Source organism: Micromonospora sp. DT43 (assembly GCF_049841645.1).
In the GTDB taxonomy this organism is placed as follows: Bacteria; Actinomycetota; Actinomycetes; order Mycobacteriales; family Micromonosporaceae; genus Micromonospora.
On record NZ_JBNCKR010000001.1, the window covers coordinates 240137 to 265719 of the forward strand.

Annotated in this window: 24 protein-coding genes; 13 read left to right on the forward strand and 11 right to left on the reverse strand. The window is 73.3% G+C overall.

What is annotated here, in order from left to right; all coding sequences use genetic code 11:
* Positions 1–41 precede the first annotated feature (41 nt).
* Entirely contained in the window at positions 42–1244 is a 1203-nt protein-coding gene (locus tag ACLQ26_RS01125) for a hypothetical protein (RefSeq protein WP_425742681.1), read from the reverse strand.
* 602 nt (positions 1245–1846) lie between these two features.
* Between ACLQ26_RS01125 and ACLQ26_RS01130 the strand changes: the two genes are divergently transcribed.
* From ACLQ26_RS01130 to ACLQ26_RS01140, 3 genes are all read left to right on the forward strand, one after another.
* Positions 1847–2116, forward strand: coding sequence for a hypothetical protein (locus ACLQ26_RS01130; protein WP_425742682.1), 270 nt, complete (start codon positions 1847–1849; stop codon positions 2114–2116).
* Positions 2116–3150 (forward strand): hypothetical protein, encoded by a 1035-nt coding sequence (locus tag ACLQ26_RS01135; RefSeq protein WP_425742683.1) that lies wholly within the window; start codon positions 2116–2118, stop codon positions 3148–3150. The genes ACLQ26_RS01130 and ACLQ26_RS01135 overlap by 1 nt, the downstream gene beginning before the upstream one ends.
* 176 nt (positions 3151–3326) lie before the next feature.
* Positions 3327–4256 carry an LLM class F420-dependent oxidoreductase gene (locus ACLQ26_RS01140; protein WP_425742684.1) on the forward strand — a complete coding sequence of 310 codons (930 nt, stop codon included), beginning with the start codon at positions 3327–3329 and terminating at the stop codon, positions 4254–4256.
* A 21-nt stretch (positions 4257–4277) separates the two neighbouring features.
* Here ACLQ26_RS01140 and ACLQ26_RS01145 read toward each other — a convergent pair whose 3' ends face one another.
* Complete coding sequence (locus ACLQ26_RS01145; RefSeq protein ID WP_425742685.1) at positions 4278–4700, reverse strand: hypothetical protein; 423 nt, start codon at positions 4698–4700, stop codon at positions 4278–4280.
* Positions 4701–4801: 101 nt separating this feature from the next.
* On the opposite strand from ACLQ26_RS01145, the gene ACLQ26_RS01150 reads away from it, so the two are divergent.
* Together ACLQ26_RS01150 and ACLQ26_RS01155 are read left to right on the forward strand one after the other, a co-directional pair.
* Positions 4802–5572, forward strand: coding sequence for a hypothetical protein (locus ACLQ26_RS01150; RefSeq protein ID WP_425742686.1), 771 nt, complete (start codon positions 4802–4804; stop codon positions 5570–5572).
* Positions 5569–6846: an FAD-binding protein gene (locus tag ACLQ26_RS01155; RefSeq protein WP_425742688.1), complete on the forward strand. Its 1278-nt coding sequence runs from the start codon at positions 5569–5571 to the stop codon at positions 6844–6846. The genes ACLQ26_RS01150 and ACLQ26_RS01155 overlap by 4 nt, the downstream gene beginning before the upstream one ends.
* 114 nt (positions 6847–6960) lie before the next feature.
* On the opposite strand, the gene ACLQ26_RS01160 is transcribed toward ACLQ26_RS01155, so the two are convergent.
* Together ACLQ26_RS01160 and ACLQ26_RS01165 are read right to left on the reverse strand one after the other, a co-directional pair.
* Entirely contained in the window at positions 6961–8106 is a 1146-nt protein-coding gene (locus tag ACLQ26_RS01160) for a site-2 protease family protein (protein ID WP_425742689.1), read from the reverse strand.
* Between the two features lie 150 nt (positions 8107–8256).
* A complete protein-coding gene (locus tag ACLQ26_RS01165) occupies positions 8257–9111 on the reverse strand; it encodes an alpha/beta hydrolase (RefSeq protein WP_425742690.1) in 855 nt (284 codons plus the stop codon).
* Between the two features lie 189 nt (positions 9112–9300).
* On the opposite strand from ACLQ26_RS01165, the gene ACLQ26_RS01170 reads away from it, so the two are divergent.
* The 4 genes from ACLQ26_RS01170 to ACLQ26_RS01185 are packed head-to-tail and all read left to right on the forward strand — an operon-like array spanning position 9301 to position 12812.
* Entirely contained in the window at positions 9301–10200 is a 900-nt protein-coding gene (locus tag ACLQ26_RS01170; RefSeq protein WP_425742691.1) for an ABC transporter ATP-binding protein, read from the forward strand.
* Between the two features lies 1 nt (position 10201).
* Complete coding sequence (locus tag ACLQ26_RS01175; protein WP_425742692.1) at positions 10202–11017, forward strand: ABC transporter permease; 816 nt, start codon at positions 10202–10204, stop codon at positions 11015–11017.
* Between the two features lie 26 nt (positions 11018–11043).
* On the forward strand, positions 11044–12183 hold the full coding sequence (locus ACLQ26_RS01180; protein WP_425742693.1) for a sensor histidine kinase: 1140 nt from the start codon (positions 11044–11046) through the stop codon (positions 12181–12183).
* Positions 12180–12812, forward strand: coding sequence for a response regulator (locus ACLQ26_RS01185; RefSeq protein ID WP_425742694.1), 633 nt, complete (start codon positions 12180–12182; stop codon positions 12810–12812). The genes ACLQ26_RS01180 and ACLQ26_RS01185 overlap by 4 nt, the downstream gene beginning before the upstream one ends.
* 10 nt (positions 12813–12822) lie before the next feature.
* On the opposite strand, the gene ACLQ26_RS01190 is transcribed toward ACLQ26_RS01185, so the two are convergent.
* Together ACLQ26_RS01190 and ACLQ26_RS01195 are read right to left on the reverse strand one after the other, a co-directional pair.
* Complete coding sequence (locus ACLQ26_RS01190; RefSeq protein WP_425742695.1) at positions 12823–13728, reverse strand: L,D-transpeptidase; 906 nt, start codon at positions 13726–13728, stop codon at positions 12823–12825.
* A 66-nt stretch (positions 13729–13794) separates the two neighbouring features.
* Positions 13795–15240 (reverse strand): alpha-amylase, encoded by a 1446-nt coding sequence (locus ACLQ26_RS01195; protein ID WP_425742696.1) that lies wholly within the window; start codon positions 15238–15240, stop codon positions 13795–13797.
* A 283-nt stretch (positions 15241–15523) separates the two neighbouring features.
* Between ACLQ26_RS01195 and ACLQ26_RS01200 the strand changes: the two genes are divergently transcribed.
* From ACLQ26_RS01200 to ACLQ26_RS01215, 4 genes are read left to right on the forward strand one after another with little or no spacing between them, the layout of a single operon-like run.
* Complete coding sequence (locus tag ACLQ26_RS01200) at positions 15524–17128, forward strand: hypothetical protein (protein WP_425742697.1); 1605 nt, start codon at positions 15524–15526, stop codon at positions 17126–17128.
* Complete coding sequence (locus ACLQ26_RS01205) at positions 17125–18591, forward strand: NADH-ubiquinone oxidoreductase-F iron-sulfur binding region domain-containing protein (protein WP_425742698.1); 1467 nt, start codon at positions 17125–17127, stop codon at positions 18589–18591. The genes ACLQ26_RS01200 and ACLQ26_RS01205 overlap by 4 nt, the downstream gene beginning before the upstream one ends.
* Before the next feature lie 41 nt (positions 18592–18632).
* Complete coding sequence (locus ACLQ26_RS01210; RefSeq protein WP_425742699.1) at positions 18633–19250, forward strand: TlpA family protein disulfide reductase; 618 nt, start codon at positions 18633–18635, stop codon at positions 19248–19250.
* Entirely contained in the window at positions 19247–20134 is an 888-nt protein-coding gene (locus tag ACLQ26_RS01215; protein WP_425742700.1) for a cytochrome c biogenesis CcdA family protein, read from the forward strand. The genes ACLQ26_RS01210 and ACLQ26_RS01215 overlap by 4 nt, the downstream gene beginning before the upstream one ends.
* Before the next feature lie 20 nt (positions 20135–20154).
* On the opposite strand, the gene serS is transcribed toward ACLQ26_RS01215, so the two are convergent.
* From serS to ACLQ26_RS01240, 5 genes are all read right to left on the reverse strand, one after another.
* A complete protein-coding gene (gene serS, locus ACLQ26_RS01220; RefSeq protein ID WP_425743123.1) occupies positions 20155–21438 on the reverse strand; it encodes a serine--tRNA ligase in 1284 nt (427 codons plus the stop codon).
* A 93-nt stretch (positions 21439–21531) separates the two neighbouring features.
* The gene (locus tag ACLQ26_RS01225) at positions 21532–22668 is read right to left on the reverse strand and encodes a MerR family transcriptional regulator (protein ID WP_425742701.1); all 1137 of its coding nucleotides are present in this window, start codon (positions 22666–22668) and stop codon (positions 21532–21534) included.
* Between the two features lie 25 nt (positions 22669–22693).
* Positions 22694–23941, reverse strand: coding sequence for a saccharopine dehydrogenase family protein (locus ACLQ26_RS01230; protein ID WP_425742702.1), 1248 nt, complete (start codon positions 23939–23941; stop codon positions 22694–22696).
* A 49-nt stretch (positions 23942–23990) separates the two neighbouring features.
* Entirely contained in the window at positions 23991–25139 is a 1149-nt protein-coding gene (locus ACLQ26_RS01235; protein WP_425742703.1) for a zinc-binding dehydrogenase, read from the reverse strand.
* Positions 25136–25579: a hypothetical protein gene (locus ACLQ26_RS01240; RefSeq protein WP_425742704.1), complete on the reverse strand. Its 444-nt coding sequence runs from the start codon at positions 25577–25579 to the stop codon at positions 25136–25138. The genes ACLQ26_RS01235 and ACLQ26_RS01240 overlap by 4 nt, the downstream gene beginning before the upstream one ends.
* Positions 25580–25583 lie beyond the last annotated feature (4 nt).

Here is a 25583-nt window from a genome sequence, read left to right on the forward strand (position 1 = left end):
CCACCTGTGGCCGGGGCCCGGCATCCGCGCCGGGTGGCCTCTCACTGGTCGACGACCGCCGTCAGGGCGGCGCGCTGCGGCCACGTCTCGTCGGTCATGCAGTCCGTGAGGCAGGACAGGCTGAACGCCAGCGGCCACGAGGCACTGTGCCGGTTCTCGGCCGGCAACAGCGCCAGTGGGGCTTCCGGGTCCCACTCGGCTGTGGGTGGGACGTGCACGGCCAGCACCTCACCCACGTACGGCCGCTCGTTCCAGCGGACGGCCCGGCGCAGCACCTGCTCGGCGGTGACCTTGAGCAGGGTGACTGTGCAGAACTCGGGCATGCCACCGCGGCTCATCCAGCGCCCGAAGCCGAGGACCGCGCTCTCGGCGATCTCGTGTGGTTCGAGGTGGCACTCCTCGCGCAGCTCCCGCAGCGCACCGGCGACGATGACCTCCTGGAGGCTGGGCGCGGCGACCGTCGCCGCCGCGTCCTGCGGCTCCAGCGAACCGGACCCGGAGGGGGCGATGAGCCCCGGGCTGCCCACGTTGTCACGGGTCTGCGCGACGAGCAGGAGCCGCCCGTCGATGGTGAAGGCCACCGTGGAGATTCCCACGACGTTCGCCAGCCGGCTGTCGGCGAACCCCCGCAGCCGCTTGCGATGGTCGAGGAGCAGGTCCCGCCCGCGCATGGCGAGCGTGTCCCGGCCCGCCTCGTAGACGTCGTAGGGGGCGAGGAGGTTGCTGCAGAAGAAGTCGAAGTACTGCGCCGGTCGCAGCGTGACCACCGGATCGTCGGCGCCGGTGGGCAGGTCGTCGGCGAGGCCCAGCGCCGACCCGTTGTACATGCTGGCCGTGCGGGCGTGCCGGGCCAGGAAGTCGAACGACCAGCGCCGCAGGTCCCGTCCGAGGACGTAGCTCGTCGGCGACACGACGCAGCGGATTCGCTGGCCGCGTAGGCGAGCACTCTCGGCGGTGGGGACGACGCCGGTGCTGTGGACGCTTGTCAGGATCCGCTTCGGGCCGGAGACCTGCTCGGCGACGTCCCGGTAGTCGTCGCCTTCGCGGGGGTGGAAGCGGAACTGTCGGGTCCGCCGACGGTTGGCGAGGATCTCCAGCGTCGAGACCAGGACACCGGCCGTGGCCGCCGCGACGCTGAGCGCCAGCGGTGGGCTCTGTACGGCGGTCGCCGCGCTCAGGACCGCAAGGCCGACGCCGGCGGTGGTCAGGCGATACCGCCAGAGGCCCTGCCGCCAGATGCTCATCGTCGTGCTGACTCTTCTCGCCGTCCTGAGCACTCGGCACCTTTTCGGGTCGCGCCTGACGGAGACGACCGCATGGTATCCACTGCGGAAACCGTCACAATCCCGCCGAGTTGCGGTCCAAGTTTACGAATGTGTCAGCGCCTTCGTGGTACGCCGCGCCGTACCGTCCGACGGTCGCGCAGGTCACCGGCCGGGTCCGCCGCCGGGGCGGCGGCGCGCAGTGTCGCCAACCTGACAAGACGGCAAAGCCCCTGGTAGAGCACTGTTAGAGCAGGTGGGAAGGGTACAGATAGCGAGCCACGCATCCGAATCCCACGGCCCGGCGCGGACAGCATCGTCCGCACGACGAGGCCACCACCCAGCCCGGCCCCGCCGACGCGGCCGACACGGCCTAGCCCGCCAGCCGACGTCTACGGCCCGGCCACGGCTGCCGCCGACACCGCTACGGGCGCCCGCAGCAGTGCCACCGCCCATCGGGACCTAAGGCGTCGCCTCGGGCCACGCCATCGTCCCGCCTTCCTCTTGCACATCCGTGCACCATCGCCGGGCCCGGTGTCGCTCAACCGCGCCCCGCTCCGGCGACCAATCAGAGAGGGTCTGACATGGCCACTCCCACCGTGACCGCAGCGCTTAACGGATCGGTCTTCACACCGGGACAACAGATGCTGCTGACCATCACCTACTCCGATGCCGACACCCAACCGCTGACCGTCACCATCGTGATCACCGACGCGAAGGGCAACAGCAGCGCGCCGGTCAAGGCCGCCGTGGTCATCGACCCGCTCACCCTGACCGTCACCGATGACTCCGGGCGCGCCTGGGCCCGGGTCTCCGACAACGGCGCCGTCGCCGTGTACCGGTCGGTGGCGTGATGGCCCGCGTCACCGTCTCGGTGCGCGACGCTGGCGGTCACACCGCCACCGCAACCGCGGACTATACGATCCGCCGACCGGTGCTCGGCGGCTACTACCTGTCCGGCGGCGCCGACCCGACCGCCGACATGGCAGGCGGCAACTTCCGCTCGCTGACCCAGTACCGCAGCTTCGCCGACGCGTACATCTTCCCCGGCTACAACCGGCCCTGGCTGATCACCCTCGGCCAGTCCGGGGTGATGATGAACATGGTCCTGGAGCTGAAGCACTACGGCGCCCCGGACGGGCCGCAGACCTTCACCGTGGACGGCACCACCTACACCGTGCCGGCGCCGTCGATGACCATCCTGCAGCGTCCCGGCACGACCTGGCCGAAGGCGTACGGGTACGGCCAGGTCGTCAGCGGCCAGTGCGACGGGCTGTTCGCGCGTGCCCTGTCCCAGTACCGCACGCTCGGCTTCGGGGTGAACATCCAGCTCGCCTCGGAGTTCGACACCGACCACGAGTTCGGCACCACCGAGGCCGGTGTGGCGTACACCTGGGCGCAGTCCGATGCCCGCGCCGTGCAGGCCGTCAACTACATCCTCACCTGGTTCAAGGCGCGCACACTGCCCGGGGGGACGACCTTCTCGGTGGGAATCGCCGGCTTCAACCGGGACTGCTTCCGGCGCATCCACCCGGAGGAGCTGATGGCCCGGCTGGACTTCCTGCAGTGGAACGCCTACGCCACCAACGCCAGCCACACCGCGCTGGCCCGTTTCCGCAGGACGAAGGACTGGGCGGTGGCCGACCTCGGCCCGGTGGCCCTGTCCCGTCCGGTGCTGATCGCCGAATGGGGGGTACGGGTGGCCGAGATCCCCAACCAGGCCGCCTGGATCGCGACCGTGCCGGCAGCCATCGTCCAGCTCAACGCCGAGGGCGCGCCGTGGATCGCGCGAACCAACTACTTCAACTCGGGCTGGGGCACCCTGACCCCGAAGGAGACCGGGCTGGCCGCACTGCGAGCGGCGTATGCCACCCCGCCGTACGTCTGATCGGTCCGACGACGTCCGATCGCCACCGCGGGCCCCGCCGGCGCAGGCCGGCGGGGGCCGCTCAGCCCTCGCCGAACCGCTCGGCGTACGTGTCGCGCAGCTCGGCCCAGCCGAAGTTCTTGGCCTCGGCACCCACTTCGCGAGCTGCGCCGGGTGAGGCTACCTATGCTCGGACCATGGAACTGCGGATCTTCACCGAGCCCCAGCAGGGTGCCACCTACGACCAGTTGCTCGCGGTGGCCCGCCGCGCCGAGGACGCCGGCTTCGGCGCGTTCTTCCGGTCGGACCACTACCTCAGGATGGGCGGGGGAAGCGGCGACCCCGGCCCCACCGACGCATGGACCACGCTGGCCGGCCTGGCCCGCGACACCAGCCGAATCCGGCTCGGCACGCTGATGACCGCCGCCACGTTCCGGCTGCCCGGCCCGCTGGCGATCACCGTGGCGCAGGTCGACCAGATGAGCGGCGGCCGGGTGGAGCTGGGCATCGGCACCGGCTGGTACGCCGACGAGCACACCGCGTACGGCATCCCGTTCCCGGCGCTGGGCGAGCGGTTCGACCGGCTGGAGGAGCAGCTCGCGGTCATCACCGGGCTGTGGTCGACGCCGGCGGGGGAGCGGTTCGACCACGCCGGCCGGTACTACCCGGTCAGCGACTCCCCGGCCCTGCCCAAGCCGGTGCAGCAGCCCCGCCCGCCGATCCTGCTCGGCGGAATGGGCCCGAAGCGTACGCCCCGGCTGGCCGCCCGCTACGCCGACGAGTTCAACCTGCCGTTCGCCTCGGTGTCGGACTCGGCGGCGCAGTTCGAGCGGGTCCGCGCGGCGTGCGCCGAGATCGGCCGGGATCCGGGCGACCTCGTCTGGTCCAACGCCCTGGTCCTCTGCTGCGGACGCGACGACGCCGAGGTGGCCCGCCGGGCCGCGGCCATCGGCCGCGAGCCGGACGAGCTGCGGGCCAACGGCCTCGCCGGAACGCCCGACGAGGTCCTGGAGACCATCGGCCGGTACGCGAAGATCGGCAGTCAGCGGCTCTATCTCCAGGTGCTGGACCTGACCGACCTGGACCACCTCGACCTGGTCGCCAGCGAGGTCATGGCCAACCTCTGAGCCCCGGTCCTGGTCGTCGCGTCAGGCGCGGTGGTGGGCCCGGCGGCCCGGGTCGCGCAGCACGGTGTCCAGCCGGCCGTCACGGTCGCTGTCCACATAGGTGATGTCCGGTACGCCGTCGCCGTCCACGTCGATCTGGACGACGTCGGCGACGCCGTCCCCGTCGAGGTCGGTGACCACCTCGACCGAGCCGTCCAGGTGGCGCGTCACGATCGACAGCGACTCGGCGGCGGGTTCGCGCGGCGGCGGACCGGGCGCCGGTACGGGCGTCGGCGCGGGCGCGGGGGCCGGCGTCGGACGGGGGCCCGGTGTGGGCGACGGGTGGCTCGACAACCGGGCGCCCGGCGGGGCGCTGGCCGGCTCGACCGCGCTGCCGGTCGGGTCCAGCTCCTCCTCCGACGGGAACACGTCGCCCCGCGGGGCCGGATCACGGTAGCTGCTCATGCGCGTAGGGTTCCCCGACGATGACGAGAACAACCGTGCCCGATCGTCCGGTGTCCGTAGCGCCCGGTCTGTCAGAGGATGCGGGGACCGACGCCACGGTCATGAACGGGGGTCCGAGCGTGGAGCTGCGCCGGAGCCGGGGGGCCCGGATGCTCGCCCTGGCGTGCGTACTCGGTGGGGTGCTCTTGTTGGCCTTTCCCAGCGACGGCGCCCTGTTACGGACGATCATCGCCGTGGGCGCGATCGCGCTCGGCGCGGTGGCGCTGGTCAGCGCGCTGCGGCCGTTCCGTTTCGGGATCACCCCGGACGGGCTCAGCATCCGGCGGCCCGGCCTGCGCCGGGAGATCCCGTGGGCCGAGGTCGACGCGCTGGTCCTCGACGAGCCGCCCCGCCGCGACGGCTACTCGACACCGCCGCGCCTGCTGCTGGTGCCCGCCCCGGGGGTGACGTTCGAGCCGGTCACCGCCCGCCACCCGATCGACGGCCGGCCGGCCATCGAGCTGCTCGTCTTCGACCAGGTCCGGGAGCAGCCCGAACAGGTGGCCGCAGCGCTCACCCGCTGCGCCGGGGACCGTTTCGTCGACCTGCTCGCGCTGCGCCGCGCCGCCTTCACGGCCCCGGACCTGCCTGTCGGCCTGCGCGGCTATCAGATGGACCGGGTCGACCGGTTGATCCGACGCGGCCAGGAAGCCCTGATGTCCGGGGACGCAGCGACCCGGCAGGCGGCCCGGGGTGAGATCGAACGCGTCGTGGCCGCCGGTCTGCCGATCGCCCAACGTGGTTACAGCACGCTCCAGACGGATACGGTTCTGGGCGCCCTCGTCGCCGCGTTGGCCGACCACCAGTCCACCGATCGGGAGAGCACCGCATGACCGCGCAGGAACAGCACCTGACGTCGAGCACCGACGTGCCCCGCCGGAACTGGGCCGGCAACGTGCGCTACGCAGCCCGGCAGTTCCACCGCCCCACCACGGTCGACGAGGTGCGCCGGCTGGTCGCGGGCAGCTCCCGGATCCGCGCGGTGGGCACCGGACACTCCTTCAACCGCCTCGGCGACACCACCGGAGACCTGGTCTCGCTCGCCGGCCTGCCCCCGACCATCGAGGTCGACGCCGAGCACGGGCGGGTCACCGTCGCCGGGGCGCTGCGCTACGGCGACGTCGCCAGGCACCTGCACACGCAGGGGTACGCGCTTGCCAACCTCGCCTCGCTGCCGCACATCTCGGTCGCCGGCGCGGTGGCCACCGCCACCCACGGCTCCGGCCCCACCCACGGCAACCTGGCCACCTCGGTCGCCGCCCTGGATCTGGTCACCGCCGACGGGGACCTGACGCGCGTGGACCGCGACACCGACGGCGACACGTTCGCCGGCATGGTGGTCGGGCTCGGCGCGCTCGGCCTGGTCACCCGGGTCACCCTGGACCTGGTGCCGGCGTTCGAGCTGCGCCAGTACGTACGCCTCGATCTTGCTGCGGAGGCGCTGGACGACGCGTTCGACTCGGCGTACAGCGTGAGCGTGTTCACCGACTGGCGTACGCCGCGCCTGCGCGAGGTGTGGCGCAAGCAGCTCGCGGACCAGCCGCCGCCGGACGTGGACTGGCTCGGCACCACGGCCGCCGACCAGCCGCGACACCCGGTGCTCGGCATGCCGGCGGAGAACTGCACCCCGCAGCTCGGCGTGCCGGGCCCGTGGCACGAACGGTTGCCGCACTTCAAGCTCGGCTTCACCCCGAGCAGCGGTGACGAACTTCAGTCCGAATACCACCTGCCGCGTACGGCGGCGGCCGAGGCGCTCGCCGCGCTGGCCGAGGTGGCGCACCTGATCGCCCCGCTGTTGCAGGTGTGCGAGCTGCGGACGGTGGCCGCCGACGAGCTGTGGCTCAGCCCCAACCACAGGCGGGACAGCTTCGTGGTCCACTTCACCTGGGTCGACGACGCCGACGCGGTGCTGCCGGTGCTCGCCGAGGTGGAGGAGCGTCTGGCGCCGTTCGCGCCCCGACCGCACTGGGGCAAGGTCTTCGTCACCGACCCGACCGAGCTGGCGGCCCGTTACCCCCGGCACGCCGACTTCGCCGCGCTGCTGACCCGCCTGGACCCGACCGGCAAGTTCCGCACCGACCTGCTGGACCGCCACTTCCCCCGCTGACCCCCTCTCCCCCCGGACCCCTCCCCCCGGACCCCTCCGCCCGGACCCCTCCGTCCCGGTTGATCATGAAGTTATTGCCACCCTCCTCGGCGTGTCGGGGCAATAACTTCATGATCAACGGGATGGGGTTGGGGTGGCGGTGCGCAGGCTGCCGCGTTGGACGGCACGGCTGATGTCGCTGGGGGAGACGATCCCGGTCAGACGGCCGTCGTCGCTCACCACCAGGGCGCGGCCGTCGGCGCACTCGCTGAGCCGGGGCAGCAGGTCGTTGAGCTGTTCCCCCGGCTGCGCGAGGACCAGCTGGTCCGCCCGGCAGGCCACCTCGGCCAGCGTGGTCGACGTCCGCCGGTCGGCCGGCACGCCCCGCACCCGGTCCAGGGTGACGAGGCCTGTCGGCCGGCCCTGATCGGTAAGCGGCAGCGCCGAGTGCCGGTACGCGAACAGGTAGTGGTCGACGAAGTCGGCGACAGTCATGTCCGCCGAGGCGGTCTGCGGCTGCGGCGTCATGACGTCGGCGACCCGGATTCCGCGCAGCGCGCTCCCGGCGCGGGCCTGCCGCTCCTCCGTCCCGGCGGCGCCGATCAGGAACCAGCCGATCAGCGCCAGCCAGAGCCCACCGAAGCCGACCCCGGACAGGAACTGCCACAGTCCGAGGCCGATGAGCAGGGCGCCGAGCACCCAGCCGGCCCGCGCGGCGACCACTGACGCCCGGTTCCGGTCACCGGTGGCCTTCCACACCGCGGCCCGCAGCAGCCGGCCGCCGTCCAGGGGCGCGGCCGGGAGCACGTTGAAGACCGCCAGCAACACGTTGATGCCGGCCAGCCACGCGATCGCGCCGAAGAGCAGCCCATCCTGCCCGGCCAGCGCGAGCAGCAACGCGATGGCACCGAAGAACGCCCCGAGCAGCAGGCTGACCAGCGGACCGACGCCCGCAATCCGCAGCTCCGCGCCGGGGTCGCGCGGCTCGCCCCGCAGCTCGGCCACCCCGCCGAACAGCCAGAGCGTGATGCCGTCGACGCTCAGCCCGTTGCGCTGGGCCACCACGGCGTGCGACACCTCGTGGGCGAGCAGGCCGACGAAGAAGACCACCGCCGCGGCCAGGCCGGCGACTGTGTACGCCACCGGCGAGCGGTCGGGGTACGAGCGGGGGAACTGGTTCGCGGCCAGCCCCCACGCGATGAGCGCGAAGATGACCAGAACGCTCCAGTTGACGCCGACCGGCACACCCGCGATCCGGCCAAGCCGGAAACTGGCCCTCATCCCACCGAGATACCCAGCTCAGCCCCGCACATGCCGAGCAATGAGCACGTCGCTGTGATCAACTCCGGTTGCATGAAGTCGGCGTGTCCTGGCGTCAGGAATACCCCGACTTCATGGAAGACGAGATCGTGCTGACGTGGGGTCGCCGGGTCAGCGGCGGGGGGCCTCGCTGGCGATGGTCGCCTCCCGGGGCAGCGCCGCCGCGCGCAGCGCCCAGTCCAGCGCGTAGTCGGCAATCTGCTCCCAGCCGTCCTGCCCGACCGTGAAGTGCGACCGGCCGGGGAACTCCTCGTACGCGGTGAGCGCCCGGGACTTCTGGTAGAGGCCCGCGTTGGCGCGGACCACCGATGCCGGCACCACGTGGTCCTCTCCGCCGGCCATCAGCAGCAGCGGCGCGCGGTCGTCGCGCCCGACGTCGACGCGGGCGGGTGAGCGCGGGTCGAGGTTGGCGAACGCGCCCTCGAAGAACACCCGACCGGCGCCGGGGACGGCGTAGCGCTGCCAGGCCCGGTCGGAGTCCGCGCGGCTCATCGTGTTGCCGAAGGCGTAGGCGAAGTCGTCCGCGGTGAACGGGACGGCCCTGCTCCGGTTGGCGGGGCTGCGCAGGATCGGGAAGCCGGAGCGCAACTGGCTCAACGGCACCTTGAGCACCCCCTTCGCGGCGGCGGGATGCACCCCGACCACGGCCGCGCCCAAGCCCCGGTCGGCCAGGACCTGCGCGAACAGGCCCCCGAACGAGTGACCCATGATGATCGGCGGTCGGGGCAGCGCCCGGATGATCCGGTCGTAGTGGGCGATTATCGTGGCCATGCTCTGCTCGGCTATCGGGCTGGGGTCGTCGCGCAACTGCTCCACCGACCGGTCCATTCCGGGCCACGCGGGAGCGATGACGTGCATGCCGCGCGCGGTGAACCGCTCGATCCACCCCTGCCAACTCCGCGGGGTCATCCAGAGTCCGTGGATCAGCACGACCGTGTCGACCCGACCCTGCGGTGTGGCACCCATCGCGTCCTCCCGGTGTCGCGGTGTCCGGCCGCGCGCTTACCCGCTGCCGCGCCCGGAATTCCTCCCCTCGCGGCCCGGCCGGAGGGCGCGGGCACCGCGGCGGCCGCGCATTGCCCCTGACAAATGTCACGGCCGGAACGTGACGGCTGCTCCGGGAGCCCTGGCCCCCGACGCCGGAGCATCTATGCCATGACCAGTACGCATCCGGCCGTCGAGCTGAACGGCCTCACCAAGACCTTCGGTACGGTCACCGCGGTCGACGGACTGAGCCTGCGGGTGCAGCCCGGCGAGGTGGTGGCGTTCCTCGGCCCCAACGGGGCGGGCAAGACCACCACCATCGACATGCTGCTCGGCCTGGCCCGCCCGGACGCGGGCACGGTCCGCGTCCTCGGCGGTACCGCGGACGAGGCGGTGGCCCGGGGTCGGGTCGCCGCCGTACTCCAGACCGGAGGGCTGCTCAAGGACCTCACGGTGGGCGAGACCGTGCGGATGACAGCCCACTTCTACCGGCACACCCGCCCGGCCGCCGAGGTGCTGGAGCGCGCCGGCATCGCCGGCATCGCCGACCGGATCGTGGGGCGGTGCTCAGGCGGCCAGCAGCAGCGGCTGCGGTTCGCGCTGGCCCTGCTGCCGGACCCGGACCTGATGGTGCTCGACGAGCCGACCACGGGCATGGACGTCGAGGGCCGCCGGGACTTCTGGCAGGCCCTGCGCCGCGACGCCCGCGACGGCCGGACTGTCATCTTCGCCACGCACTACCTGGACGAGGCGGACGCGTACGCCGACCGGATCGTGCTGGTCCGGCAGGGACGGATCGTCGCCGACGGCACCACCGCGGAGATCAAGAACCTGGCCGCCGGCCGCACGGTGCGGGCCACCCTGCCCGGCGCCGACCAGGCCGCGCTGGCCGCGCTGCCCGGCGTGGACGCCGTGGAGGTACGCGGCGACAGCGTGCTGGTGCGGACCGGCGACTCGGACGCTGTCGCCCGCCACCTGCTCACCCGGACCGCCGCCCGGGACGTGGAGATCACCTCCCGCAACCTCGAGGACGCCTTCCTCGCCCTGACCACCGAGCGCATCGGAGCCTGAGATGTCCACCCTGCCGGCCACCCCCGCCGCCACCCGCACCGACCGACCCGCCCAGCCCGACCGCCGGCTGCCCGCCCTGGGTGGCTTCGCCCCGGCAGTCCTCGGCATCGAGCTGCGCCGGGTGCTGCGCAACCGCCGTACCCTCGCCTTCACGCTGATCATGCCGGCGGTCTTCTTCCTCATCTTCGGCCTGCCGCAGCGGGGGCAGACGCTTGACAACGGCCGGCCCGTGACGGCGTACGTCATGATCAGCCTCGCCGTGTACGCGGCGATGGTGGCGACCACCAGCGCGGGCGGCGCGGTGGCCACCGAGCGGGCATTGGGCTGGAGCCGGCAGCTGCGGCTCACCCCGCTGCGTCCGCCCGCCTACGTGGCCACGAAGGTGGCCACCGCGATGACCCTCGGCCTGCTCGCGGTCGTCATCGAGTTCGTGGTGGGCGCCGCGGCCGGTGTCCGCCTCCCGCTGGACGTCTGGCTGCTGTCCGGGCTCGCCGCGTGGATCGGTTCGCTGGTCTTCGCCGCGTTCGGTCTGTTCATCGGCTACCTGGTGCCGGCCGAGAACGTCATGCAGTTCATCGGGCCGATCCTGGCGGTGCTGGCCATGTTCGGCGGGCTGTTCGTGCCTGTCGAGGTGCTGCCGCACGTGCTCCAGCAGGCCGCGAAGTTCACCCCGGTGTACGGCATGGGTGAGCTGGCCCGCGCCCCGCTGACCGGCGACGGGGTCAGCATGGCCGGGGTGGCCAACCTGGTCTTCTGGACCCTGGCCTTCGGTATCGGCGCGGCCCGGCTGTTCCGCCGGGACACCGCTCGGGTCTGACCGCCGCGACCGCTAGCGTGGACCCGATGGATCTCCCGACGGGGCAACCCCAGCCGATGACCCGCCACTGGCGGTACATCGGCTGGCTGCTGGCCGCCGTGTGGCTGTTCTTCCTCAACGTGCCGATCTCCACCGCGCTGCACCAGCCCGAGCCGTGGCGGCGGGTCGTCGGGACGACCGCCCTGATCGTCTTCGGCCTGGGCTACGTGCTGCTGTTCCAGTGGGCCCGCCGACTGCGCCAGCTGCTGCTGCCGATCCCGGCGGGGCGGGCCCGGGTGGGTCTGCTGGTGCTGATCGCGGTGGGGTTGGTCAGCATCCCGGGCACCGGCGGCGACTGGCTGGCGACCCTGGTCTACGTGGCCGCGGCCGGGGTGTTCCTGCTGCCGCTGTGGGAGGCGCTGGCAATCGTGGCGCTCTGCGCCGTGACCCCGGCGCTGGCGTCCCGGCTGGTGCCGGGGTGGGAGGCGGAGAAGGGCATCGTCTTCGCGGTGCTGCTCGCCTCGTTCGCCATGTTCGGCGTGGCCGGGCTGGCCCAGCGCAACAGCGAACTCCGGGCCGCGCAGCAGGAGATCGGCCGGCTCGCGGTTGCCGAGGAGCGGGCCCGCGCCGCCCGCGACCTGCACGACATCCTCGGGCACTCGCTGACCGTGGTGGCGATCAAGGCCGAGCTGGCCGGGCGGCTGATCGAGGTCGACACCGCCCGGGCGGCCGCCGAGATCGCCGAGGTGGAGAGGTTGGCGCGGGCGGCGCTGGCCGACGTGCGGCAGACCGTCGGGGCGTACCGGGAGGTCACGCTCGCCGGGGAACTGGCCGGCGCGCGCTCCGCCCTCGCCGCGGCGGGCATCGCGGCGGAGTTGCCGGCCGAGGTGCCGGAGCTGCCCCGGGAGTGGGACCGGCTGTTCGGCTGGACGGTACGCGAAGGTGTGACGAACGTGGTCCGGCACAGTGGCGCGCGGTGTTGCACGATCCGGGTGGACCCGGACGGGGTCGAGGTGAGCGACGACGGTCGGGGGCCGTCCACGCCGGACGCCGAGGCTGCCGGGTACGGGCTGGTCGGTCTGCGGGAACGGGCCCGGCGGCTGGACGCGGTGGTGACCGTGGGCCGCCGGCGGGACGGCGGCAGCGGCTTCCTGCTGCGGGTGCACGCGCCGGCGGAGGCCCGGTGAGCGCGGCGTCCCCGCCGATCCGGCTGCTGCTCGCCGACGACCAGGCGCTGGTGCGGGGCGCGCTTGCCGCGCTGCTCTCGCTGGAGCCGGACCTGAGTGTGGTGGCCGAGGTGGGCCGGGGCGACGAGGTGGTGCCCGAGGCGCTGCGCAGTGCCCCCGACGTGGCCCTGCTGGACGTGGAGATGCCCGGCCTGGACGGGATCGCTGCCACCGCCGCGCTGCGGGCGGCGCTGCCGGCCTGCCGGGTGCTTGTGGTGACCACGTTCGGTCGGCCCGGTTATCTGCGCCGCGCCATGGAGGCCGGCGCGAACGGTTTCGTGGTCAAGGACACCCCGGCCCGGCAGCTCGCCGACGCGGTCCGCCGGGTGCACGCCGGCCTGCGGGTGGTCGACCCGACGCTGGCCGCGGAGACCCTGGCCACCGGGGCGAGCCCGCTTACCGAGCGGGAGACCGAGGTGTTGCGGGCGGCCCGGGGCGGCGGCGCGGTAGCCGAGCTGGCGAAGGCGCTGCACCTGTCCGAGGGGACGGTGCGCAACCACCTCTCGGCGGCGATCGGCAAGACCGGCGCTCGCAACCGGGCTGCGGCCGTCCGCATCGCCGAGCAGAACGGCTGGCTGCTCGGCGACTGAGCGGCGCCGCTCAGGCGGTCGGCGGCGGGGTGGGGAGCTGGTCGACCACCACCAGGCTGCTGCCGGGCCGGACCTCGGCGAGCAGTTCGCGCTGGCCGCTGCGGGTGACCCGGATGCAGCCGTTTGTGGTGTTCTCGCCCAGGTCGTCGTCGTTGTACCAGGTGTGCAGGCCGATGTGCGCGCCGCGTAGCCCGGTGGGCACCGCCTCCGGGTCGTCGGGCACCGAGCCGAGGGCGTAGATGTCCACCCCGCCGTAGACCTCCTCCGGCGGTGGGGTGCGGCCCAGGACGAACGTCCGCCCGAGCGGCGTCTCCTGCCCGGACTGGCCGAGGCTCGTCTCCCAGGAGCGCACCGCCTTGCCGGCCCGGTACCAGGTGAGCCGGTGCGCCCTGCGCTCCACCACGATCTGGTCGCGCAGCGCCACGGTGTCGAACCCGCCGGGCGCGAGCCAGGCGAGACGCCTGTTGGCCGAGGGCAGCAGGACCGCCGTCCAGCCGACCCGTCGCTGCGCTATCGGCACGGTCAGCTCGACACCGGCGAGCGTCGGTTCGAGGAAGGCCAGCGGCCGTCCGCCCGGCGCGTCGTACGCGGCGATCCGCCGGGTCGGGTGCACGCCCTCGGTCAGCGGCGCGATGTCCATGGTGGCCGGGTCGGCGGGGAACCCCTTGGGCGCGGGGTCGTAGTCGAGCACCGGCAGCCCGGCCGGGGCGGGCGCGGCCGGCGGGACGGACTCCTCCGGGCTCTGCTCGATGCTGCTCGGCGTCGGGTCGGCCGCCGCCTGTCGGTCGGGGTTCGTCGAGCGCGGGGTGAGGGCCTGGCCGACCAGCAGCGCGGTGATCAGCAGGGCGGCCACGGCGACGGCGGTGACCACCCAGGCACCCCGGCGACGGTACGGGGACATTCGGTCAAACGGCACCAAACCACTTTATGTCGATGGGTGCTTCGGGGCCCCCGGTTCGCCGATACCCGAGGACCCCGACGCTCAGACCCGCGCGCCGACGTGGATGGCCACCGCGTCGTGCGCCGGCACGTTCGCGGCGAACCAGCCGTTACCGTCCACGGTGATCACCGGCCCGCTGCACGTGCCGCCCGCGTACGTGCCGTGGACGACGTCGCAGTACCGGCCGGCGGGCAGCCCGGTGTAGTACGAGCGGCCGTTCACTGCGGAGTCCTCGTCGTTGAGCGTGACGAAGCCCTTGCCGCTGCGGCTGAACGCGATGTGGTTGTTGCCGTTGTCGTACCAGTTGGCCACGGCGGCGCCGTCGGTCGCGTTGCGGAAGCCGACCATGTTGGCGATCACCGGCCAGCGGTGTTCGCACTCCCAGCCGGAGTAGCAGGTGGTGTTCAGCGTCTTGTTCGCGCCGTCCGAGGGCGGGCCGGCGTCGCGGTCGCCGAAGGTGTAGCTGGACATGACCGTCGGCGAGCCGTACGGCCAGGCCAGCATGAAGGCGTTCGCCAGGGCGTAGATGCCCCGATCGCGGTAGGTCAGCACGCCGCTGCTGTCGCGCTGGGTGTCGTGGTTGTCCACGAACACGGCTGCCGAGCCGGTGGGAAGATGCCCCCAGCCCTCGCCGAAGTTGCGCAGGTACGCCAGCTTCTCCGAGCGGAACACCCGGGCCAGGTCCTTGCCGTAGCGGAACTCGTGCACGTCGCCGTTGCCCGTGTACTCGGTCGGCCCGACCGGCTCGCCGCCACCGTAGATGACCTCCTGCACGAGGTACGCCGAGCGCGACAACTTGCTCTTGATCGCGGCGATGTCGGCGGCCGGCATGTGCTTGCTGGCATCCAGCCGGAAGCCGTCCACGCCGAGGGAGAGCAGGTCGTTGAGGTACGACGCGATCTTCGTGCGGACGTAGTCCGACTCGGTCTTCAGGTCCGACAGGTTGACCAGTTCACAGTTCTGCACCTCGTACCTGTCGTTGTAGTTGGCGATGTCGTCACCGCCGTTGCGACCGCAGTGGTGGAAGTCCTGGGTCTGGTAGATGCCCGGGTAGTCGTAGTGCGCGTACGACGAGCCGGCCCAGCCGGTGCCGCCGTTGTCCTGCCCGGACATGTGGTTGATGACGGCGTCGACGAGCACCTTGACGCCTGCGGCGTGGCAGGTGTTCACCATTGACTGGAACTGGGCCCGGGTGCCCTTGCGGGACTCGATCCGGTAGCTGACCGGCTGGTACGCCAGCCACCACTGGTTGCCCCGCACGTGCTCCTGCGGGGGCGAGACCTGGACGTAGCCGTACCCCTTCGGGCCGAGCGTGCTCTGGCACTCGCTGGCCACCGACGGCCAGTTCCACTCGAAGAGCTGGACGATGACCTTCTTGGCGCCGGACGGGCTGGCGGCGGCCGGGGGTGCCGTCGCGGTGAGGGGGACGAGCAGGCTGGCGACCAGGCCGAGGGCGAGGATCGCCGAGCCGCGTCGACGTCGGTGCATCGGGACTCCTGACGGGAGCGGGGGTGGCGGTGCGGGGTGGTGGTGCGGTGGGGAGCACAGCAGCTGCTGGAATCTTGCAACCCATGCTGAAATTTGCCGAAAGGTTACAAGCGTGTTGCAACGACTGTCAATGCATTGGCATTCGTCGCTGCCTCTCCGGCGTGCCGGAAGGGGCACAACGCACACCAACGCCAGTTGGTTCGATCCGGCCCAGAAATTTTCCGCCCCGGGTGATCCGCTCGCCCCGCCGGCCCGTACTGGATGGGGGAGCAGGGGTCGGCCGGTGGTACGCCGCCGCGAGACGATCGAGGAGCAGATGGTCCGGGCAAAGAAGAACGAGAAGGCCACCGAGGTCCGGACCAGCACCAGCAGTCGGGGGGTGCGAACCCGGTCGCGCTCGGCGACGACGTTGCTGATCGCGTCCGCCCTCGCCGCGCTCTGGGCGGCGACCATGCTTACCGGCGCCGGTCAGATGGCGTACGCGTACGGCTTCTTCTTCACCGAGTTCTTCGCCGGGGTGATCGCCCTGGTGTCGTTGAGCCTCACCGTGATGTTGGGCCTGCTCGCCACCGACCGGCTGGTGCTGAGCATCTCGCACCGGGTGCTGATGCAGTCGGCGCACCGCGCCACAGGCGTCCTGGGCGCGGCCGGGCTGCTCTTCCACGTCCTCACCAAGATCGCCACCGGTCGGGCGGCGGCCACGGACTCGCTGGTGCCGTTCGTCGGCGGCCGGGGACTCTACGTCGGCCTCGGCACGGTGGCGGCCCTGCTCATGGTCAGCGTGATCTGGACCGGCATCATCCGGGCCCGCTTCGCCGGCGTCGGTCCGAAGTGGCTGTGGCGGTCGCTGCACTCCACCGCGTACCTCGCGTGGCCGTTCGCTGTGCTGCACGGCCTCAACGCCGGTCGGGCCGCGAAGTCCTGGGTGGTGCTCAGCTACCTCGCCTGCATCCTGTTCGTCGTGTTGGCGCTGCTGGTCCGACTCTCGGTCACCATCGGCCGGCGCAGCCGGGAGCAGCACCAGGCCGCCGTGCGCAACGCGGTGCTGGCCGGGCGGGCCACCGAGGAGGGCCGCGGCCGGTCGCTGCTGGCGGGCCTGAGCCGCCGCCGCGACACAAGCGAGGACAAGCGCCCGGCCTGGGCCGAGGCCACCACCGCCACCTGGACTGCGCCGGCCGGCCCACGGCGGCGCGACCCCGAGCGGTTCACCGTTCCGGTGGTGCCCGAGCCCGGTTCGCTCGCCGAGCCGGTCCGGCCCAGCCGCCGGCGGCGCGACGAGGCGGAGACCACCACCCGCCGGTCGAGCCGGCGCACCATCGAGGAGGAGGTGGCGCCGGCGACCGCGCGCCGCGCCTCGCGCACCCGCGACCGGGACGAGGGGACCGCGCCGACCCGACGGCGTCGCGCCGACGAGCCGGCCGCCGAGCGGAGCAGCCGCCGGTCCCGCTCCGAGGACGAGGGCACCCGGTACTCGGCGCCGCCCCGACGGGCCGTCGCTGAGCCCGAGGAGCCGTGGGACAGCCCGCGTCGCTGGCAGGCCGCCGAGCCAATCTCCGCCGGCCCGGTCTCCGCCGAGCCGATCTCCGCCGGTCCGATCTCGGGGAGCCCCATCTCGGTCGGTCCGATCTCGGCGGCGCCGCGCAGCGGCAGCGGCCGGCACAGCGCCGAGGACGACCTGCCGGAGGAGCCGGACTACTGGCGTCCGCCGGCGCGGTACGTCCCCGAGGAGGTGCCGCCGCCCGTCGACGACACCCCCACCCTCGTCGACCTGGCGTCGCGGCGAGCCCGACGGGCCGCCGGCGAGGGCCGGTCCGCCAAGCGCCGCAAGGCCAGCGCGGACGCCGTGGACGGGGCGTACTGGGCCGGGCTGCGGGGTGAGGCGAAATGATGCGGACGACAGTGCCTCCGGTGGCCTGCGTCGGTGAGCCCCGGCTGACCGCCGGCTTCGCCGAGTTCGGCCGCCTCGACCTGGCCGCGCACGAGGAGGTGCACGGGCCGATCGGCCCGATGGAGCCCGCGCAGTTGCTCCGACTCGTCGAGGGCATGCAGCTCAAGGGCAAGGGCGGGGCGGGCTTCCCGTTCGCCCGCAAGCTGCGCGCGGTGTTGGAGTCCTGCGAGCGGCAGGACCTCGCCGCCGTGGTGGTCGTCAACGCCAGCGAGGGGGAGCCGGCCAGCTGGAAGGACAAGGTGCTGCTCACCCGCGCCCCGCACCTGATCCTCGACGGCGCGGCGCTCACCGCGTACGCGCTGGACGCCGAGGAGATCGTGATCGGCGTGGCCGACGACGGTGTCGGCAGCGACTCGCTGATGGAGGCCCTCGCGGAGCGCCGGATGCCGGTGCCGACCACAATCGTCACCGTGCCGCACCGGTTCATCTCCGGCGAGGGCGGCGCGCTCGTCAACGGCATCAACGGACTGCCGCACATCCCTCCGGGCACCAAGAAGCGCTCCAGCGACTCCGGCGTCAGCGGCCTGCCCACCCTGCTGTCCAACGCCGAGACGTACGCCCAGCTCGCCGTCGGCGCGCGGCTCGGCCCGTACGAGTACGCGGCGCTCGGCACCGACGACGAGCCGGGCACCGTGCTGCTCACCGTGACCGGCGCGGCGGCCCGGCCGGCGGTGGTGGAGTGCACGGCCGGCATGCCGTTGCGCGACGTTCTCGACCTGTGCGAGGTCCCGGACGTCCAGGGCATCCTGATGGGCGGCTACCACGGCAAGTGGATCACCCCGGAGGCGGCGGAGAAGGCCGAGGTCTCCCGCAGGGGCCTGGCCGCGGTCGGCGGCACCCTCGGCGCGGGCATCATCATCCCGATCGGCGTCGACACCTGCCCCCTCGGTGAGGCGGCCCAGGTGGTGCGCTACCTGGCCGGGGAGTCCGCCGGCCAGTGCGGCCCGTGCAAGATGGGTCTGCCGGACCTGGCCCGCGCGGTCGACCTGGCCGTGGCCGGCAGCCAACCGGCCGACGTGGTGCGGGCCGCCGCCGGCGAGGTCAAGGGCCGGGGCGCGTGCAGCCACCCGGACGGCACGGCCCGGTTCGCCCTCTCCGCGATCGAGGTCTTCGCCGACGACCTGCGGCTGCACAGCACCGGGGACGGCTGCGGCCGGCGGGTCAAGGGCGTCATGGGGCTGCCCGGCGCGCCCGACCCCAACCCGCAGAAGCTCACCCTGGACTGGTCCCGCTGCGACGGGCACGGCCTCTGCGCGCACGTGGTCCCGGACTTCATCCGGCTCGACGGCAACGGCTACCCGGCGTTCCCGGCCACACCCGTGCCGACCTGGCTGCGCGAGGGCGCCCTGAAGGCCGTAAAGGTCTGCCCGGAACTCGCCCTGCGCCTCGCCAAGGCCGAGTAGGGAAAGGCACTGACCACCACACCTGTCGAACGGAGCTGCGGATGCGCAAGCCGATCGGGCGGACAGCGGCGGCCCACGCGCCCCGGGCCGCCATCGTGGGGGCGCTCGTCGCCGCCCTGCTCGCCACGGCGTCGTGCACAGGCACGGTGCCGCCCGACGCCACCGCCGCCGGGACCGCGCCGGCCCCGGCCAGCTCCCCGGCCACCCCGGCTGCCCCCGCGACCGGCTCGCCGTCGGCCGCGCCCGCCCCGGTCCCGGACATCCTGCGCTTCACCGGGACCACCCTCACCGGCAGCGCGTTCGACGCCACGCGACTGGCCGGCCGGCCGGTGGTGCTCTGGTTCTGGGCGCCGTGGTGCGCCACCTGCGCCAGCCAGGCGTGGACGGTGGCCGAGATCGCGCCCCGCTACCGGGACACCGTGCCGATCGTCGGCGTCGCCGGGCTCGGCGAGCAGCGGGACATGAAGAACTTCGTCAGCGAGTTCGACCTCGGTGACATGCCGCAGATCGACGACCGCAAGGGCGCGCTCTGGAAGCGGTTCACGGTGACCGAGCAGAGCATCTTCGTGATCATCGATCGGGACGGCACGATCGTCCACCAGGGCTTCCTGGACGGTGAGTCGCTCACCGCCCGCGTCGCCGCCCTGGCCGGGGCGTGACCGCCCCGCTGCTGCTCGCGCTGACCGCCGGCATGCTCGGCGCGGTCAACCCGTGCGGCTTCGCGTTGCTGCCCGCGTACCTCTCGCTGTTGGTCGCCGGAGCGTCGGACACCCGCGGCGCGGTCGGCCGCGCGCTCACCGCGGCGGCCGGGCTGACAGTGGGGTACGTGGTGGTCTTCGGCGCCTTCGGCCTGGCGCTCGCGCCGTTGGCCGGCTGGCTGCGCCCCCGGCTGCCGTGGCTGACCGTGGCGCTCGGTCTGCTGCTGCTGGTGGCCGGCTGCTGGCTGCTCGCCGGTCGGCGGCTGCCCGCTCCCGGCTGGTCGGCCCGCGCGCCCCGGCTGACGAGGTCCTGGCCGTCGATGGCGCTGTTCGGCGCGGCGTACGCGCTCGCCTCGCTCGGCTGCGCCATCGCACCCTTTCTGGCCATCGTGGTGACCAGCCTCCAGGCCGGCTCGACCGGCCGCGGGCTGGTCCTGTTCGGCGCGTACGCACTCGGGATGGGTCTGGTGGTCGCGGTCGCCGCGCTCGGTGTGGCGCTGCTGCGCGACGGGCTGGTGGCCCGGCTGCGCGTCGCCGGCGCGTTGGTGCCCCGGCTCAGCGGCCTGGTGCTGCTGCTCGCGGGCGGCTACGTCGCCTGGTACGGCTGGTACGAGCTGCGGTTGGCGGCCGGCAACCGCGACGCCCGACACGACCCGGTGATCCAAGCGGCAACGAAGGTCCAGCAAACCCTGGCCAACACCGTAGACACCCTAGGCCCCACGCTGCTCCTGGCCATCCTGGCAGCCCTGCTGCTGGCAGCCCGACTCCCACGGCGCCGCCCTCACCGCCCCAACCCCGTCGATCATGAAGTTATTGCCGCGACACGCCGAGGTGAGGGGCAATAACTTCATGATCAACGGCCGGATCAGCGCGGGGTCAGACGGTCGGTGCCCAGGCGGTCCTGGAGGACCTTGGGGATCAGGACGCTGCCGTCGGCCTGCTGGTACTGCTCCAGGATGGCCGGGAAGAGCCGGCTCGTGGCCAGCGCCGAACCGTTGAGCGTGTGCACGAAGCGGCTCTGCTTGGCGCCCGGCTCGCGGTAGCGGATGGCCGCCCGGCGGGCCTGGTAGTCACCGGCCCAGGAGACCGACGACACCTCCTTGTACTTGCCGGTGCTCGGCATCCACACCTCGATGTCGAGGGTCTTCTTCATCGACGCGCTGGCGTCACCGGCCGACAGCAGCGTCCGCTGGTAGTGCAGGCCCAGCCCCTCGACCAGGCTCTCGGCGTGGGCGAGCATCTCCTCCAGCGCCGCGTCCGCCTGCTCCGGCAGCGTGAACTGGAAGATCTCCACCTTGTTGAACTGGTGGCCACGCACCGTGCCGCGCTCGTCCGAGTGCGACCCGGCCGACTCCCGCCGGTAGCAGGGCGTGTACGCGAATGCCTTCAGCGGCAGCTTCGTGGTCTCCAGGATCTCGTCCTGGTACGCGCCCAGGATCGCCGTCTCCGACGTGGGCAGCAGGAACTGCCCGCGCGGCGCGGAGTCGACGTCCAGGTGGTAGACGTCGTCGTAGAACTTGGGGAACTGACCGGCGGCGAAACCGGCCGAGTCGAGCAGCAGGTGCGGCGGGAGCAGGAACTCGTACCCGGCCTTGATGTGCTGGTCGACGAAGTAGTTGAGCAGCGCCCACTCCAGCCGCGCGCCGATCCCCGTGTAGATCCAGAAGCCGGAGCCGCCGAGCTTGACCCCGCGCTCGTAGTCGACCAGACCCAGCGCGCGGGACAGCTCCACGTGGTCGCGGACCTTCTCGATCACCGGCGGCTCGCCGAAGGTCTTGACGACCCGGTTCGCCTCCTTGCCACCGGGCAGGACGTCGTCGCTGGGCAGGTTCGGCAGCTCGCTCATCGCGTCGCGCAGCCGGGCCTGCACCTCGTCCAACTGGGACTCCAGGTCGGCGAGCTGCTTACGCTCCGCCTCCGGGGCGGCGACCTGCGGCTCGGTGCCGGCGCGCTTGGCCTGCGCGTACGCACGGGCCTCGGCCTTGCGGCGCTGCCGGTCGGCATCGATCTCCGTGATCAGTGCGCGTCGTTCCTGGTCGAGTCGCTGGATCTCGTCCAGGGCCCGATCGACCTCGGCGGGATCCAGACGCTTCGCCAGCGCGGTCGCCACCGCCTCGCGATCCTTCCGGATCAACTCCATGTCGAGCATGCTGCTCCGTACGCCTCCGTCCGGGGTTCGCTGAACCATCAGATGTTACCGTCGCGCACGTTTCCACCCGACTACGGGGAGCGCGACCGGTTTCTACAGCCGGATCGGCATCAGCACGGAGAAAGTGTCCTCGTCGTCGAGGCGCCGCACGGCCAGCGGGGCGATGGGGCCGTCCACCTCCAGCACCAGTTGCGGGCCGCCGGCCGCGTCCAGCGCGTCGAGCAGGTACCCGCCGTTCACCCCGAACCGCAGCCCGCTTATCGGCTCCGCGCCCGGATCGGCCGTGGACAGCTCCCCATCCGGATCGGCCGTGGACAGCTCGGCGGGGTGCAGCAGGCGCAGGCCGCCGGAGTCGTCGAGACCGAGGACGGACACCGCCAGCGGCGTGCCGGCGTACTCGCGGGCCAGCGTGGGGGCCGCCGGGTCGCGCAGCGCCGCGCGCAGCGCGACCACGTCCACCGGGATGCGGTACGCGGCCGGCCGCTCGCCGACCGCCTCGCGCAGCAGCCGACGGTAGTCGGGGAAGTCGTACGGCAGGGCGGTGCCGGTAAGCGTCCGACCGGCCACCTCCGCCCGCAGGTCGACGCCGGCCACGGTGAGCCGTACCGGCCGGGCGTCGGCGGTGTCGAGCAGCACGCGCAGCCTGTCGACGAGGTCCACCGGCACGAGCACCCGCGCGGGCGGCCCGTCGACGACCGCGCCGGCCCGGGCCAGCGCGAGCCGGTGCCGGTCGGTGGCTACCAGCCGCACACCGTCCGGCTCGACGTCGAGCAGCACCCCGGACAGCGCCGGCAGCTCCGGGTCGACGCCGACGGCGAAGCGCACCGCGTCGAGCGCGGCGGCCAGCTCGGCGGGGGAGAGCAGCAGCGTGGTCACCGTCGTGGGCGTGGGGTCGACAAGCGCCCGGAGCCGGACGATCTCGCGGCGGGCGTCGGCCAGCCCGTCGACCAGCCGGCGCAGGTGCGCGTCGAGCAGTAGGTGCACCTCGGCAGGCTCGGCGCGGACGGCGGCGGCGATCTCGGGCACCGGCATGCCGACCCGACGCAGCCCCGCGACCAGCCGGGCCGGGCCGATCTGCTCGTCGGTGTACCAGCGGTAACCGGTCACCGGGTCGACCAGGGCCGGCGTCAGCACCCCCGCCGAGTCGTAGAAGCGCAGCGCGCTGACGGTCAGGCCGCTGGCCCGGGCCAACTCACCGATGCTGTGCAGGTCGCTCACCACGCCGGGCATCCTGCCCCCTCGACCTGGTCGAGGGTCAAGCCGCCGGCTCCGCGTCCCGCGCCGCCGCGTCCGGTCTGGCCGTCGCCGGCGGCGTCGGGGCGTTCTCGTCCCGCTTCAGCACCCGGAACGTGAGCCCGGCCCGGACCAGCCGGTCCAGCAGCGCGTCACCCATCGCGGTGACAGGCGTGAGCTGGCCGGCGGTCGGCGGCAGGTCGTCGAGCGCCAGGCACAGCGCCGACTCGGCGAGCATCTTCGCCGTCTCGTCGTAGCCCGGATCGCCGCCCGCGACCTCGGTGACCACGCGACGCCCGCCGCCGGTGCCGACGAACCGGACCCGGAACCAGGACGACGCCCGCCGCTGCGGGGTCGGACCCTGCCCGGAGGCGAGCCGCCCGAGCAGCCACCGCCGGGTGGGCGGCACCTTCACCAAACCGACAAGCGCGCCGAGCCCCACCGCGCTGACAAGCACGGTCGGCAGCCGCTTCACCGCGGCGAAGTGCCGGTAGCGGAAGTCCGGGCCGTACTCCGGGCGGGCCGCAGCCGAACGCCTGATCACCTGCGGGTCGATGGTCGGTAGCGGCACGGTCCAGATGCCCAGCTCCGCCGAGCGGGCCAGCTTGCCGGGCACCGCCCGGACCCGACGGTCGGTGGGGCGCGGCTCGACCGCCCGACGGGCCCGGGAGGCCCGGCTGGCCTCCCCGGTCCGGGCGAACGCGGTGAGCGCGGAATGGTACGTCCCGGCGGAGAACCGGCCACCGGCGCGTACGTAGCCGTCGATGGTGATCGGGACGTCGGCGGGCAGGTGCTTGACGGTGAACCAGACGCCCAGGTCGTGGGGGATGGAGTCGAACCCGCAGGCGTGCACCAGCCGAGCGCCGGTGGCGGTCGCCTCGGCGTGGTGGCGGACGTACATCAGGTCGACGAACTCCGACTCCCCGGTGATGTCCAGGTAGTCCGTGCCGGCCCGAGCGCAGGCCGCGACGAGGGGTTCCCCGTGGTGGACGTACGGGCCGACGGTGCTGGCGACCACCCGGGCGCTCTCCGCGACGGCGCGCAGCGACCCGGCGTCGGTCACGTCGGCGGTGAGCAGCGGCAGGTCGCCGAGCGTGGGATCGATCGCGGCGAGCCGGTCACGCACGGCGGCGAGGCGTTCCGGGTTGCGGCCGGCCAGCGCCCAGCGCAACCCGGGCGGCGCGTGCCGGGCCAGATACTCGGCCGTCAGCCCGCCGGTGAAGCCGGTCGCCCCGAACAGCACCACGTCGTACGCCCGCTCGCCAGCCATCCCCCGAGTCTGCCACCCGCCATCGTCAAGCGCCGATCGGGAACGCCTGTCATGGCGTGAACACGGCCCGTACGCAGCCGTCGGCTCGGTCGCGGAACAGCGCGTACCCGCGGGGGCCGTCCTCCAGCGGCAGCCGGTGGGTGGCCAGGTGCTCGGTCCGCAGCTCGTCGCGGGCCATCCGGTGCAGCAGCATCGGCACGTCCCGCAGGTCCGGCCGGCGCGACCCCCGCACCGTGAGCCGCTTGTCGGTCACCGCGCCCAGCGGAAACGTGTCCACGTGCCCCTCCGCGCCGCCGAGCACCACCACCACGCCGTCCTTGCGGCAGGCGTGCACCGCCTCGCGTACCGCGTCCGGCCGGTCGACGTCCCGGCCGGGCAGCCGATCGACGACCGAGCGCGTCGCCGGTACGCCCACCGCGACCACGCACACGTCCGGGCCGCGCCCACCGCTGCGCTCCCGCAGCTCCGCCGCGACGTCGGTGCGGCGGTAGTCCAGCGGCTCCGCCCCGGTGTGCCGCTCGGCCATCCGCAGCCGGTCGGGATGCCTGTCGACGACGAGCACCCGGGCGGCGCCGCGCAGCGTCGCGGCGCGAGCGGTCACCTGACCCACCGCCCCGGCGCCCCAGACCGCCACCACGTCGCCGGGCCGCACCTCGCCCAGCTCGGCCGCCAGCCAGCCGGTCGGCGCCACGTCGGCGGCGAACAGCGCCCGGTCGTCGCCTACCGCGTCCGGCACCCGGAACGCGCCCACGTCGGCGTACGGCACCCGGACGTACTCGGCGTGCCCGCCCGCGAAGCCACCCGCCGCCCGGGGCCGACCGAAGCAGCCCGCGTCCGAACGCCCCCGATCCGGATCGACGCTTGCCACGTCGACGCCGCCGTTGTCGCAGCAGGAGTGCCGTCCCCGGCGGCAGTACCAGCAGCCACCGCACGCCACGCTCGCGCCGACGACCACCCGGTCGCCGATCCGGTGTCGCCGGACGGCGGGACCGGTCTCGACCACCTCGCCCAGGAACTCCGCCCCCAACACGTCACCGGAGCGCAGCAGCGGATCCCGACCGGCCAGCAGCGGCAGGTCGCCCCCGCTGGTGGCGCTCTGGCGGACGCGGATGATGACGTCCCGCTCGTTACGCAACTCCGGGTCGGGCACCTCGCGTACCGCCAGCTCGTCGGCGGCCACCCAGCACAGCGCCCTCACCCGCGGACCGTCCGGCGGTCCAGCGCCGAGCGGTCCGCGCGCAGCACCTCGCCGGCCTCCACGCGCTGCTTGACCTGGCGCAGTGTCCGGCGGACCAGCAGCCGCGGGTCGTCACCGACCAGATGGGCGGCCAGGCCGGCCGTCGCGGCGGCGTCGGCCAGCGGGCGGGCCGCCAGCTCGGTGCCCCGGTCACCAGGCGCCGGCCGCACCCGCACCTCGACAACGCCGTTCAGCTGGCGCAACGGCTCCGGCCACCGGCCGTCGGGAAGGACCTGCTCCGGGGGGCGGTCCACAGTTACGACCTCCCAACCGACCGCCGCGTCGCGGTCCGCGCCGGGCCGGCCACTCCAGCGGGGTACGCGCACCAGCCGCGCCGCCCCGACCCGTGCACCGCCGCCGAGGGCGAATCCCGCCCGGGCCAGCCGTCTGATCGGTCCCATCCAT